7 protein-coding genes are annotated in these 14170 nt (G+C 75.7%); 6 read left to right on the top strand and 1 reads right to left on the bottom strand.

Annotation, left to right across the window (positions count from 1 at the left end):
• The first annotated feature begins 64 nt into the window (after positions 1 to 64).
• From ACIPYS_RS11200 to moeZ, 3 genes are all read left to right on the top strand, one after another.
• The gene (locus ACIPYS_RS11200) at positions 65 to 1129 is read left to right on the top strand and encodes a hypothetical protein (RefSeq protein ID WP_400745410.1); all 1065 of its coding nucleotides are present in this window, start codon (positions 65 to 67) and stop codon (positions 1127 to 1129) included.
• A gap of 120 nt (positions 1130 to 1249) precedes the next feature.
• Entirely contained in the window at positions 1250 to 2251 is a 1002-nt protein-coding gene (locus tag ACIPYS_RS11195; protein ID WP_400745408.1) for an NAD-dependent epimerase/dehydratase family protein, read from the top strand.
• Positions 2252 to 2523: 272 nt separating this feature from the next.
• Positions 2524 to 3702 carry an adenylyltransferase/sulfurtransferase MoeZ gene (moeZ, locus tag ACIPYS_RS11190; RefSeq protein WP_093860642.1) on the top strand — a complete coding sequence of 393 codons (1179 nt, stop codon included), beginning with the start codon at positions 2524 to 2526 and terminating at the stop codon, positions 3700 to 3702.
• A gap of 137 nt (positions 3703 to 3839) precedes the next feature.
• On the opposite strand, the gene ACIPYS_RS11185 is transcribed toward moeZ, so the two are convergent.
• Positions 3840 to 6584, bottom strand: coding sequence for a flippase-like domain-containing protein (locus ACIPYS_RS11185; RefSeq protein ID WP_400745406.1), 2745 nt, complete (start codon positions 6582 to 6584; stop codon positions 3840 to 3842).
• A 134-nt stretch (positions 6585 to 6718) separates the two neighbouring features.
• Between ACIPYS_RS11185 and ACIPYS_RS11180 the strand changes: the two genes are divergently transcribed.
• The 3 genes from ACIPYS_RS11180 (at position 6719) to ACIPYS_RS11170 (ending at position 14059) form a co-directional block, all read left to right on the top strand.
• A complete protein-coding gene (locus ACIPYS_RS11180; RefSeq protein ID WP_400745404.1) occupies positions 6719 to 7075 on the top strand; it encodes an MGMT family protein in 357 nt (118 codons plus the stop codon).
• A 138-nt stretch (positions 7076 to 7213) separates the two neighbouring features.
• Positions 7214 to 10696, top strand: coding sequence for an ATP-dependent helicase (locus ACIPYS_RS11175; protein ID WP_400745402.1), 3483 nt, complete (start codon positions 7214 to 7216; stop codon positions 10694 to 10696).
• Between the two features lie 114 nt (positions 10697 to 10810).
• On the top strand, positions 10811 to 14059 hold the full coding sequence (locus tag ACIPYS_RS11170; RefSeq protein WP_400745400.1) for a UvrD-helicase domain-containing protein: 3249 nt from the start codon (positions 10811 to 10813) through the stop codon (positions 14057 to 14059).
• Positions 14060 to 14170: the final 111 nt, after the last annotated feature.

Here is a 14170-nt window from a genome sequence, read left to right as displayed (position 1 = left end):
GGGCGGCGGGCGAGCGGCGGCCGTGGGGCTCGCGGACGGGTCCGGTGATCCGGTCCGGGAGGTGATGGCCGAGCACCGAGTGCTGTGCGAACGGGCCGTGGACCCGCTGGAGATCGCCGCCGGGCTGGCGGAGGCCGGGCTCGGACCGGACGCCGCCGCCCGGTGCCGGCACGCCGACCTGTTCTCGCTCGCCGAGGAGCTGTACGCCCGGGTGCCACGCCGGCCGCCCTCGGCGGAGCCGGTCGAGCCCGCCCGGGGCCGTCGGCGGCGGCGCGGGGCGGCGGTGCGGACGGCGGGGCTGGCCGTGCTCCCGTGCGCGGCAGCGGCCGCGCTCGGCGCCGGCCGGCCCGTCCTGCTGGCGGCGGCCGTTCCGCTGGCCCTGGTCCCGGCCGCCGCCGGGACCGCCGGCGCGGGCGGTCCGGCGGCCGCGCCCTGGGTCGGCCCGGGCCCCGGGGAGGGGCCGGAGGCGGAGCTGGGCCCGCCCGGACCGGAGCGACGGCCGCCGGGCCCGCCCGCCGGGGCCCGCCGCTGGTGGGACCCGGCCGCGCGGGGGGCCGGGCTGGCCGCCCTGCTGCTGGTGCCGCTGGCCGTCGCGGCCGACGGGCCGGAGCAGCGGCGGGTGACGGCCGCGCTGGTGCTGGCGGCGGCGATCTCCACCGGGTCCGCGGAGTGGGCGGCCCGGTGGTACCGGCATGTCGGCCGGGGGCACCTGGGGGCGGCGGCGACGCTGGCCGAGTTCAGGTCCCGGATGCGGCCGGTGCTCCCGGTGGCGCTGGCGCTGCACCTGGCGGTGCTGGCCGTGCTGAGTTTCGCGGCGCTGGCCGTGCTGACCGCGCTCGCCCCGCGCCCCGGCCCGGCACCCGGCGGTGGGCTGCTGCACCTGGCGGCCGAGCGCGCCGGGCCCGCGCAGTGGGCGGCGCAGGGCGTGCTCGGCCTGCTGCTGGTGCTGCCCGTGCTGCTGGCGCGCTGCGGCCGTCCCGCGGCGGCCGCGCTGGGCGCGCTGGCCGGAGCGGCGGCCACGGCGGCGCCGCCCGCACCGTACGCCGGGCCGCTCGGCGGCGGCGCGGTGGCGCTGGCCCTGCTGCTGTACGCCTGGCCGGTGCTGGGCCGCCCCGATGCGCACCGCTGACCGCCGTCCGGGCCGGACGGCGCCCAGGGGCCGTCCGGCCCCTCGAACTCCCGCTTTCCCGTTGTTCACTCGGACCCGCCAGACCGTGCCCGGTCTGGCTTCGTGGAAGGACGCCCCCCGATGAGGGTGCTGCTGCTGGGCGCCGACGGCTTCATCGGCCGTCGGGTCACCGATCGCCTGCTCGTGGATCCGGAACTGCAGGTGACGGTACTCGGCCGGCGTGACTCCGCCGACATCCGTTTCGACCTGACCACGGGCAGCCCCGGGGCGCTGGCCCGGTTCCTGGACGCGGTCGCGCCGCAGGTGGTGATCAACTGCGCGGGTGCCACCTACGGCAGTTCGCGCACGCTGATCCGGGCCAACACGCTCGCCGTGGCGACCGTCTGCGAGGGGATCCGGCGCAGCCGGGAACCGGCCCGGCTGGTGCACGTCGGTTCGGCGGCCGAGTACGGGCCGGTCCCGGGCGGGGTGCCGGTGTCGGAGAGCGCCGAGCCCCGGCCGGTGGGGCCGTACGGGGTGTCGAAGCTGGCCGGGACGGAGCTGGTGCTGGCCTCCGGGCTGGACGCCGCGGTGCTGCGGGTGTTCGACGTGGTCGGGCCGGGGGCGCCGACGGCCTCGCTGTTCGGGCGGTTGGCGGAGGGGCTGCGGCGGGCGCTGGAGCGCGAGGAGTCCCAGGTGCGGATGCCGGACCTGTCCGGATACCGGGATTTCGTGGATGTCAGGGACGTCGCGCGGGCGATCCAGGCGGCCGCGGTCTCGGCCGCCACCGGGGTGATCAACGTCGGCAGCGGGCATGCCGTCCGGGCCCGGGAGGCGGCCCAGCTGCTGGTCCGGGCGTCCGGCTTCGAGGGGTCGGTGGTCGAGGAGAACCGGCAGGTCGTCCTGCCCGCGCAGGCCGGCGGGCCGGTCGAGCACGTGCCGGGGCACGTGCCCGCGCACCACCTGCCCGGCCACCGTCCGGCGGAGCCCCGCCCGGGCGAGGGGCGGGCGCCGGCGGGGGAGCCGGTGCCGTGGCGGCAGGCCGACGTGCGGACCGCCCGGGACCGTCTCGGCTGGCGGACACAGGTGCCGCTGGAGGAGTCACTGGGGGACGTCTGGCTGGAGACGGCCTGCCGGGTCTGAGCCGGCGCCGCCGCCGCGGTCCGGACCGGTCCGGACCGCGGCAGCACCGGGAACCCGCTGTTTCCGGGCCCCGGGACGGTCCGCGGCGACCGTTCCGGGGCCCGGTGCGTGGTCCCACCATCCGGCGCGGCCCGTCTCGTCCTTCGGACGGGCTGTCTCGGAATACCGGGGCGGCGTGACACTGTTGGCCTAGCAGAGCCACCGCGGTGGCGGAGCAACAAGCCCCAAGAGGTTGGCCCCGGCCACCCGAACCGACGAGCAACGGAGAACCCGTGTCGCTGCCACCCCTGGTCGAGCCGGCCGACGAGCTCACCGTCGACGAGGTCCGCAGGTACTCCCGCCACCTGATCATCCCCGACGTGGGCATGGCCGGGCAGAAGCGGCTGAAGAACGCCAAGGTGCTGTGCGTCGGCGCCGGCGGTCTGGGCTCGCCCGCGCTGATGTACCTGGCCGCGGCCGGCGTCGGGACGCTGGGGATCGTCGAGTTCGACGTCGTCGACGAGTCGAACCTGCAGCGGCAGATCATCCACGGCCAGTCGGACATCGGCCGCTCGAAGGGCGAGTCGGCGCGGGACTCGGTCAAGGAGATCAACCCCTACGTCGAGGTGATCCTGCACGACGAGCGCCTCGACAACTCCAATGTCATGGAGATCTTCTCCGGCTACGACCTGATCGTGGACGGCACCGACAACTTCGCCACCCGTTACCTGGTGAACGACGCCGCGGTGCTGCTCGGCAAGCCGTACGTGTGGGGCTCGATCTACCGCTTCGACGGCCAGGCGAGCGTGTTCTGGGCCGAGCACGGCCCCTGCTACCGCTGCCTCTACCCGGAGGCGCCGCCGCCGGGCATGGTCCCGTCCTGCGCCGAGGGCGGCGTGCTGGGCGTGCTGTGCGCGTCGATCGGCTCGATCCAGGTCACCGAGGCGATCAAGCTGCTGGCCGGGGTCGGCGACCCGCTGGTCGGCCGGCTGATGATCTACGACGCCCTGGAGATGAACTACCGCCAGGTGAAGGTCCGCAAGGACCCGAACTGCGCGCTCTGCGGCGAGAACCCGACCGTCACCGAGCTCATCGACTACGAGGCCTTCTGCGGCGTCGTGTCGGAGGAGGCGCAGGCCGCGGCCGCCGGTTCGACGATCACCTCGAAGCAGCTCAAGCAGTGGCAGGACGAGGAGGAGGACATCTTCCTGATCGACGTCCGCGAGCCCGGTGAGTACGAGATCGTCAGCATCCCCGGCGCGGTGCTGATCCCGAAGAACGAGTTCCTGATGGGCAACGCGCTGGAGCAGCTGCCCCAGGACCGGAAGATCGTGCTGCACTGCAAGTCGGGCGTCCGCTCGGCCGAGGTGCTGGCCGTGGTCAAGTCGGCGGGCTTCTCCAACGCCGTCCACCTGGGCGGCGGCGTGCTCGGCTGGGTGAACCAGATCGAGCCGCACAAGCCGGTGTACTGACCGCACCGCGCGGTACCGACCACCGTGAAGGGCCCGCTCCGGCGGGCCCTTTCCGCGTTCCGGCTTCCGCGTTCCGGCTGCCGCGTTCCGGGCTCCTTCGTTCCGGGCTTCCTCCCGAAGGGGACCGGAACGAGGGGCTAGAGCGCGCCCTTGCGCTGGAGCACGTTGTAGGAGATCCAGCCGGGCACCACCGGCAGCCAGAAGGTGAGCGCCCGGTAGAGGAACACCGCCGGGGTGGCGACGGCGGCCGGCACGTCGGCGACGGTGAGCGCGCCGATCAGGGCGACCTCGACCGGGCCGATGCCGCCCGGGGTGGGGATGGCGGAGCCGGCCGCGTTGGCGGTCAGGAAGACCACGGCGACCGCCGAGAAGGAGATCGAGCCGCCGAACGCCTGCACCGAGGCGTCCAGGCAGGCGGTGAACGACAGGGTCAGCAGCAGGATGCCGCCGAAGCCGGTGACCAGCTTGCTGGGCGTCTGCATGAGGTCGAGCATCCGCGGCACCACGCCGAAGAACAGCGAGCGCAGCCGGTTCAGCACGAACCGCCGCAGCGGGGCGACCGCGGCCACCACCAGCGCCAGCACGGCCGCGCTCAGCACGCCGATGATCACCGCGCGGGAGGCGGAGAGGTCGCCGTTGGTCTGGCTGCCGGTGATCAGACCGAAGCTGAACAGCAGCAGCAGGTGCCCGGTCAGGCCGGCCAGCTGGGAGGCGCCGACCGAGGCGACCGCCTGGCCGGAGCGGATGCCCGCCTTCTGCAGGTAGCGGGTGTTCAGCGCGATGCCGCCGATCGCGGCCGGGGCGACCAGCTTCACGAAGGACCCGGCGATCTGGGCGGCCACGGTCCGGCGGAACGGCAGCTTCTCCGGGACGAAGCCGGTCAGGCTCATCGCCGCGGCCACGTAGGAGAAGCCCGCCGCGGCGAGCGCCACCGCCGCCCAGGCCCAGTCCATCTGGGAGAGCTTGAGCTGGGCCGGCTTGACGGTGGTCAGCGTCAGATAGGCCGCGAAGGTCAGCGCGATCACCATGATCAGCGTCTTCGGCTTGAGCCGCTCCAGCCTGGCCGGCTCCATCGGCGCCTCGGGCGCGATCTGCAGGATCTGGCCGCGGATCCGGCTGAGCAGGTCCTCACCGGCGACCGCGATGTCCTCCTCGGCCTGTTCCTGGGTGCGCTCGCCCGCGGCGACCTGCTCCAGCGCCTTGGCCTGGGCGGCGGCCTTGCGCTCCTTGCCGAGCTTCTTCAGGTCGACCCGGGTCGAGCGGCTCATCCCGACCGGCTGGAGCAGCGGCAGCGCCTGGGCGACCCGCTCGGCGCCGAGCACCGCGTTGGCGGTGGCGACCGTGCGCTCCGGGCCGATCCGCAGCGCGAAGGTGGTGAGCAGCTGGGCGACGTCGATGCGCAGCGTGAGGTCGGTGGCCGCGATGTCGCCGCCGGAGAGGTTGACCAGGCAGGCCGTCTTCCCGTCGACGACCAGCAGCGACTCGCCGGTGAGCCGGCGGTGCGCGATCCGGCGCTCGTGCAGGGCGGCGACCGACTCCCACAGCGAGGCCATCACCCGGTCGGTCACCTCCTCGTCGGCGAGGTCGTCCAGGGTGCGGCCCTCGACGTTCTCGTAGACCAGGATCGCGGCGTCCGGGCCCAGCTCGGAGGTGGCGACCAGCTGCGGGGCGCGGGCGCCGGAGGCGGCGGCCGCGTAGGCGATCAGCGCCTCCTGCTCCAGCGCCTGGCGCAGTGACTGCGGGCTGCGCCGCACGGCCACCGAACGCAGCCGCAGCCGGCGCCAGGCCCGGTAGAAGAAGCCGGAGGCCTGCTGCTCGCGGTCGACGATGTGGACGTCCAGCGGCGGGCCGCTCTGCTGGGCGACCAGGTAGCGGCGGGTGCCGCCGGGGGCGTCGGGGGCGCGGTGGGCGCTGGCCGGGGTGAAGCCGACCTTGCGCAGGCCGATCATCAGGTGCTGCCCGGTGGGCCGGATGTTCGGCGAGCCGATCGCGTAGAGGGTGCCGTAGGCGACGGACCAGCCGATCAGCACGGTGAGCAGCAGGGACAGCGGGGTGGTGTAGCCGCCGAGCAGTTCGGTGATGCCGCTGAAGACCACCACCACCCACAGCGCGACCCGCCAGCGCGGTCTGCTCGACATCCCGACCGCCGTCATGTAGGCGATCACCGGGGCGAGGTAGCCGTGCACCGGGTCGGTCAGGGTGCCGACGGAGTCCAGCGGGAAGCGGGTCAGCGCGTCCCGGATGTGGTCGGAGGCGCCCTCGGCCACCCACCAGTCGATGCCCAGCGAGACGCCGTAGGCGAGGACCGAGGCGAGGACGCCGTCGGCGACCCGCAGCCCGTCGCGCTTGATCAGCCGCTCGACCGCGAAGGCGAGCGGCACGGCCAGCACCGCGACGTTGGAGACCAGGCCGGTGATGGTGGACAGCACCGGGGAGAAGCGCGGCGCGTTCTCGGCGATGTCGATCTCGATGCCGGTGGTGGTCGAGGTCGCCACGCCGGCGAGCACGAACACCGCGACGATGCCGAAGACGCCGGCCAGGAAGCGGATGAGGTCCGAGGGGCGGTGCGCGCGGGCGGCGAGCAGCGGTTCGTCGACATCCAGGTGCGGGGCGTCGTCCAGGGGGTCGTGCGCGAGCTGCGGGGCCGGGGCCCCGTCGGTCACGGTGCCCGGTCCGGGGTCGGCCGCGGTCGGTTGGCCGGGTACGGCGGCGGGCGCCCCGGTCGCGGGGCCGGTCGGCTGGGGGCTCTTGATCGTCCGGTCCTTGATCAGGGAGACTTCCGGTGACGGCGCGGCGGCGGGCTGTCCGCCGCGACCTGCGGGCATGCTGTCGGAGGACTCGTCGGAGCCCTCGTCCACGCCCACGTCAGCCGTCCCGGTCATCTGGTCTTGTCCTCGTATCACCACTCACCGCCCCGAAGATGGTGGCATGCCTCGGCGCCCCGCGCTGGACAGGGGCCGGATCGGGCGCGGCGGATCGTTCGCACGGGCCCCGTCGTCCGGCCGGATGCGGAAGAATGCCGCAGGTGACGGACGCCCCCGAGGAGGCAGGCCGCGGCGAGCTGCCTCCCTTCGCCGAACTCGTGCTCGACCTGACCGAGCGGATTCCACCCGGCCGGGTGATGACCTACGGGGACATCGCCGAGTACCTCGGGCAGGGCGGGCCCCGGCAGGTCGGCCGGGTGATGGCCCTCTACGGCGGCGCCGTCCCGTGGTGGCGGGTGGTCCGCGCCGACGGCCGCCTGCTGCCCGGCCACGAGCACCGCGCCCTGGGTCACTACGGCGACGAGGGCACCCCGCTGCGGGAGCTCGCCGACCCGCCCCGGGTCGACCTGCGGCGCGCCCGCTGGGACGGCGGAGCCGACGGGGAGTAGCAGGGGGCGCCGGGGCCCGGATCGGGCGGAATCACGTGCGCGGACGGGAATGACGGGGCAGGATCGTAGGCTCGATGTACGGCGGGCCCCTCGGCGGGGCCCGCCCGCAGTTGCCCGAGCACGACCCCCAGGACGTCCGTGAGCTCCCCCTACCGTCTGGTGCGCAGCCCCCTCGTACCGCCCGTACCGCCCGAACTCGACGCCTACCAGCGCGCCGTGGTCGAGCACACGGGCGGTCCGCTGCTGGTGCTCGCCGGTCCGGGCACGGGCAAGACCACGACGCTGGTCGAGGCCGTCGCCCGCCGGATCGAGAACGGCACCGACCCGGAGCGGATCCTCGTCCTCACCTTCAGCCGCAAGGCCGCGGTGGAACTGCGGGACCGGATGGCCGGCCGGCTCTCCGCCACCCCCGCCGGCGCCCGCGCCGCCGCCCCGCAGGCCACCACCTTCCACTCCTTCTGCTACGCCCTGCTCCGCGCCCACCAGGACCCGGCCGACTACGCCGAGCCGCTGCGGCTGCTCTCCGGGCCCGAGCAGGACGTCATGGTCCGCGAGCTGCTCGCCGGCGGCGCCGAGGACGCCCGGCGCGGCCGTTCCCGGATCGCCTGGCCGCTCGACCTGCGCGCCTGCCTGACCACCCGCGGCTTCGCCGACGAGGTCCGGGCCGTCCTCGCCCGCAGCCGGGAGCTCGGGCTGGGCGAGGCCGAGCTGGCCCGCTTCGCCGAGGGCGTGCGGCGCCCGGACTGGGCCGCCGCCGCGCACTTCCTCGCCGACTACCTCGACGTGCTCGACCTGCGCGGCGTCCTCGACTACGCCGAGCTGGTGCACCGCGCCGTGCTGCTCGCCGAGCGCCCCGAGGTCGAGCGGAGCCTGCGCGAGCGCTACGACGCGGTCTTCGTCGACGAGTACCAGGACACCGACCCGGCCCAGGTCCGGCTGCTCCGGCGGCTGGCCGGCGGCGGGCGCGAGCTGGTCGCCGTCGGGGACCCGGACCAGTCCATCTACGCGTTCCGCGGTGCCGACATCAACGGCATCCTGGAGTTCCCGCAGACCTTCCGGCACGCCGACGGCCGTCCCGCCGAGGTCAAGGTGCTGCGGGTGTCCCGCCGCTCGGGCGCCGTGCTGCTCGCCGCCGCCCGCGAACTCACCCGGCGGATGCCGATGGGCCGGCTGCCCAGCGACAAGCTCGCCCAGCACCGCGCCCCGCTGCCCGCCCGGGAGGGCGGCCGGGTCGAGGTCCGCACCTACCCGACCCCGGGCGCCGAGCTGGACTCGGTCGCCGACCTGCTGCGCCGGGCCCATCTGGAGGACGGCGTGCCGTGGGGCGAGATGGCGGTGCTGGTCCGGGCCGGCGCCCGGTCCATCCCCGGGGTGCGGCGGGCGCTCGGCGCGGCCGGGGTGCCGCTGGAGATCGACGGCGACGACCTGCCGCTGCGCGAGGAGCCGGCCGTCGCCCAGCTGCTGCTGGCGCTGCGGGTCTGTGCCGAGCAGGCCGTCCGCGACCGCCGGGACGACGCCGAGGACGGCGGCCCCGGCCCCGGCGGGCCCGACCCGCTCACCACCGAGCTCGCGCACGCCCTGCTCACCGGTCCGCTCGGCGGCCTGGACGGCGCCGACCTGCGCCGCCTCGGCCGGACCCTGCGCGAGGAGGAACGCGCCGCGCTGCGCGCCGAGGCCGCGGACCGGGCCCGTGCGGCCGGGCGGGCCCGCACCGCCGCCGGGACGGACGCCGAGCCGGACGGCGACGAGCGCGGCGACGAGGACGGCGAGGGGAACGGCGGGGCCGCCCCGGCCGCGCCCGCCCCGGTGGCCACCGTCCCGCGCCCGGCCGGCGAACTGGTCCGCGAGGCCCTCGCCGAACCCGAGCGCCTCGCCGTCCTGGACACCCCCTACGCCCGCCGCGCGCACGCCCTCGGCAGCCTGCTGCGCAAGGTCCGCGAGGCCCTCGCCGGCGGCTGCACCGCCGAGGACGCCCTCTGGCAGCTGTGGGAGGGCTCCCGCCGCTGGCGCGAACGCCTGGAACGCGCCGCCCTGCGCGGCGGCGCCGCCGGCCGCAACGCCGACCGGGACCTCGACGCCGTCTGCGCCCTCTTCGAGACCGCGGCCCGCGCCGAGGAGCAGGTCACCGGCCACCGCGGCGCCCTCGACCTGCTCGCCGAGCTGGAGGCCCAGGACATCGCGGCCGACACCCTCACCGTGCGGGCCGTGCGCCCCGAGGCGGTCCGGCTGATGACCGCCCACCGCGCCAAGGGCCTGGAGTGGCGGCTCGTCGTCGTCGCCGGTGTCCAGGACGGCCTCTGGCCCGACCTGCGCCGCCGCGGCTCCCTGCTGGAGGCCGACCGGATCGGCCGCGACGGCCTTGCCGAACCCCTCACCCCCGCCGCGCTGCTCGCCGAGGAACGCCGCCTCTTCTACGTCGCCGCCACCCGGGCCAAGGACCGGCTGGTCGTCACCGCCGTCAAAGCCCCCGCCGACGACGGCGACCAGCCGTCCCGCTTCCTGCGCGAGCTCTACCGCGAGGACGTCGATCCCAGGACCGGCCGGGTGCTGAGCCGCACCCCGGCCGTCACCGTCGAGGACGTCACCCACCGCCCGCGCCGCCCGCTCGCCGTGCCCGCGCTGGTCGCCGAGCTGCGCGCGGTCACCGTCGACCCCACCCGCTCGCCCGAGCTGCGCCGCGCCGCCGCCGAACGGCTCGCCACGCTCGCCCTCGCCACCGACGACGAGGACCGCCCGCTCGTCCCCGCCGCCCGCCCCGAGGCCTGGTGGGGCCTGGACGACCCCACCGCCGCCCCCGCCCCGCTGCGCGACGCCGCGCTGCCGGTGCGGCTGTCCGGCAGCGGCCTGGAACAGCTGGAGAGCTGCTCGCTCCAGTGGTTCCTGGACAAGGAGGTCAAGGCCCGCGGCACCTCCTCCGCCGCGCAGGGCTTCGGGAACGTCGTGCACGCCCTCGCCGACGAGGTCGGCTCCGGCCGCACCCCCGCCGACCTCGCCGTCCTGATGGAACGCCTGGACACCGTGTGGGACGCGCTCGCCTTCGACGCGCCCTGGAAGTCCCAGCAGGAGAAGTCCGAGGCCCGCGACGCCCTGGAGCGCTTCCTCACCTGGCACGTCATGGCCCGCGGCCGCGACGTCGTCGCCACCGAGCACGGCTTCGACGTCACCCTCGACGCCGGCGGCGTCCAGGTGCGGATCCGCGGTTCGATGGACCGGGTCGAGCAGGACGAGGCCGGCCGCGCCTACGTGGTCGACTTCAAGACCGGCAAGCAGGCGCCCACCGACAAGTCCCTGCCCGACCACAAGCAGCTCGCCGTGTACCAGCTCGCCGTCCGCTCCGGCGCGCTCAACGGGCTGCCCGGCTTCGACGCGGCCACCGCCGCCGAGTCCGGCGGCGCCGAACTCGTCCAGCTCCGCAAGCCCGACAAGGCCGTGCCCGAGGCGCCCAAGGTGCAGCGGCAGGACCCGCCCGACGGCGAGCCGTGGATCGAGAACCTGCTCGCCGACGCCGCCGGGCGGATCCTCGCCGAACGCTTCGTCCCGCAGACCGGCGGCGGCTGCGACCGCTGCACCTTCCGGCGCAGCTGCTCCGCCCAGCGCGAGGGCGTCCAGGTGGTCGAGTAGCCCGCCCCTCCGCCTCCGTGACCCGGGCGGCGGCAGCGCGGCGTGGCCCTCGCAACACGTGGCCGTCGCCACAGCGGCGCCCGGGCTGTCGGCGGGCCCCGTTACCGTTGCGTGGTGACCGCCGTGCTCAGCCATCCCGATCAGCTCAAGGAGCTGCTGGGCATCCCCTTCAACCGGGAGCAGATCGCGGCGATCGGCGCCCCGTTGCGGCCCGCCGTCATCGTCGCCGGCGCCGGCTCCGGCAAGACCACCGTGATGGCCGCCCGGGTGGTCTGGCTGGTCGGCTCCGGCGCCGTCCGCCCCGAGCAGGTCCTCGGCCTCACCTTCACCAACAAAGCCGCCGGCGAACTCGCCGAGCGCGTCCGCGCGGCCCTGCGCCAGGCCGGGGTCGGGCAGCCCCCGGCGGACGACGACCGGTACGCCGCCCCCGCCGACGAGGCCCTCGGCGAACCCGAGATCTCCACCTACCACGCCTTCGCCGGTCGCCTCCTCAAGGAGCACGGCCTGCGCATCGGCATCGAGCCGGACGTCCGGCTGCTCGCCGACGCCACCCGCTTCCAGCTCGCCGCCAAGGTGCTGCGCTCCGCCCGGGGCCCCTTCCCCGCCCTCACCGGCACCTTCACCGGCCTGGTCGCCGACCTCACCGCCCTCGACGGCGAACTCGCCGAGCACCTCGTCACGCCCGAGCGGCTGCGCGCCCACGACGAGGAGCTGCTCGACACCCTGGCCGGCGTCCGGCTGAGCAACGAGGACCTGCGGGCGGTGCCCGCCGGCGCCCGGGCCCGGCTGGAGCTGCTGCGCCTGGTCGAGGACTACCGGCGCCGCAAGAGCGCGGCCGGTCTGATGGACTTCGGCGACCAGATCGCCGCCGCCGCCCGGCTCGCCCAGCAGCGGCCGGAGGTCGGCGCCCTGCTGCGGGACCAGTACCGGGTGGTGCTGCTCGACGAGTACCAGGACACCTCCGTCGCCCAGCGCCTGATGCTGGCCGGTCTGTTCGGCGCCGGCCCGGACGGCCCCGCCCCCGGCCACCCGGTCACCGCCGTCGGCGACCCCTGCCAGGCCATCTACGGCTGGCGCGGCGCCTCCGTCGCCAACCTCGACGACTTCCCGCACCACTTCCCCGCCGCCGACGGCACCCCCGCCGACCGGTACGCGCTCAGCGAGAACCGGCGCAGCGGCGGCCGGCTGCTCGCCCTCGCCAACGGGCTCGCCGCGCCGCTGCGTGCCATGCACGAGGGCGTCGAGGCGCTGCGCCCCGCCCCCGGCGCCGAACTCGACGGCCGGGTGCTGGCCGCGCTGCTGCCCACCCACGCCGAGGAGATCGACTGGCTCGCCGACCGGATCGCCCACCTGGTGCGCACCGGCACCGCCCCCGGCCGGATCGCCGTGCTGTGCCGGGGCGGCGCGGCCTTCCCCGACGTGCACGCCGCGCTGGTCGCCCGCGAGGTACCGGTCGAGGTGGTCGGCCTCGGCGGGCTGCTCCACCTGCCCGAGGTCGCCGACCTGGTGGCGGTGTGCGAGGTGCTCCAGGACCCGACCGCCAACGCCGCGCTGGTCCGGCTGCTGATCGGCCCGCGCTGGCGGATCGGCCCGCGCGACCTCGCGCTGCTCGGCCGGCGCGCCGCCGAACTGGTCCGCACCGCGCGCCCCGAGGGCGTGGAGCCGCTCGCCGCCGCCGTCGCCGAGACCGACCCGACCGAGGTGGTCTCGCTCGCCGACGCCCTGGAGAGCTTCCTGGACGGCGAGGAGCCCGAGGAGCCGGACGCCCCGCAGTTCTCCGCCGAGGCCCGGATCCGCTTCGCCCGGCTCGCCCGCGAACTGCGGGAGCTGCGCCGCTCGCTCGCCGAACCGCTGATGGACGTGCTGCACCGGGTGCTCGCCGTCACCGGCCTGGAGGTCGAACTCGCCGCCTCCCCGCACGCGCTCGCCGCCCGCCGCCGGGAGACCCTGCACGCCTTCCTCGACGTCGCCGCCTCCTTCTCCGACCTCGACGGCGACCCGGGCCTCGCCGCCTTCCTCGGCTTCCTGCGGGCCGCCCAGGAGCACGACCGGGGTCTGGACGCCGGTCTGCCCGGCGGCGAGGACACCGTCAAGGTCCTCACCGCGCACAAGTCCAAGGGCCTGGAGTGGGACGTCGTGGCGGTGCCCGGTCTGGTCCGGGGCGCCTTCCCGTCCTCGACCCCGCGCGAGCGGTGGACCAGCGCCAAGCGGGTCCTGCCGCACGCCCTGCGCGGCGACGCGGCCACCCTGCCCGATGTGCGGGGCGGCTGGAACGCGAAGGCCATGAAGGAGTTCAAGGCCGCCCTGGCCGAGCACTCCGCCACCGAGGAACTGCGCCTCGGCTACGTCGCCTTCACCCGCCCCCGCTCCCTGCTGCTCGCCTCCGGCCACTGGTGGGGGCCCAGCCAGAAGACCCCGCGCGGCCCCTCGGCCTTCCTGGAGCAGCTGCGCGAGCACGCCGAGCTGCCGGGCAACGGCGAGATCGACCACTGGGCCGAGCCGCCCGCGGAGGACGCCGAGAACCCGGCGCTCGCCGCACCCGTCGAACGCCCCTGGCCGCTGCCGCTGGACCCGGCCGCCCAGCACGCCCGCCGCCGGGTCGCCGAGGTCGTGCACCGGCGCCTGGCCGGGCAGCCCGCCCCCGAGCCCGGGCCGATGGCGCCCGAGGACCGCCGGCTGGTCGAGTCCTGGGACCGCGACCTGACCGCGCTGATCGGCGAGTTGGAGCGCTCCCGCGGCCGGGTGCGGGAGGTGCCGCTGCCGGCCTCGCTCTCCGCCACCCAGCTGCTGCGGCTGGCCGCCGACCCGGACGGCTTCGCGCACGACCTCGCCCGCCCGATGCCCCGCCCGCCGCAGCCCGCGGCCCGGCGCGGCACCCGCTTCCACGCCTGGGTGCAGTCGCGGATCGAACCGCTGATGCTGATCGGCCCGGGCGCGCTGCCCGGTGCCGACGACGACGGAATCGAGGACGAGCAGGACCTGGAGCGCCTCAAGGAGGCGTTCCTGCGCACCCCGTACGCGGACCGGGCCCCGCTGCGGGTCGAGGCACCGTTCCAGCTGGTGCTGGCGGGCCGGGTGGTGCGCGGCCGGATCGACGCGGTCTACCGTGACGGTGACGGCGGGTCAGAAATCGGCGGCGCGTCACGCTACGAAGTGGTGGACTGGAAGACGCACCGCGAGGAGACCGCCGACCCGCTCCAACTCGCCGTGTACCGACTGGCGTGGGCCGAACAGGCCGGCGTTCCGCCGGAGCAGGTCACGGCCTCGTTCCTGTACGTCCGGAGCGGCCGGATCGAACAACCCGCAGGACTTCCCGACCGAAAAGAGTTGGAACGGCTCCTGATCGGGAACAGTGAAGAATGAGTCACAGAGAGCATTCAAGTCATCACGGCATCGGGCGAAACCTGTGCGTAGTGCACGTTTCGCGCCTATTGTGGGGTCGGTAACCGGTCAACCCCCGTGCTCCGGCCGCCA

Source organism: Kitasatospora sp. NPDC089913 (genome assembly GCF_044748625.1).
Classification (GTDB): domain Bacteria; phylum Actinomycetota; class Actinomycetes; order Streptomycetales; family Streptomycetaceae; genus Kitasatospora.
This window is presented reverse-complemented; position numbering and strand designations above follow the sequence as displayed.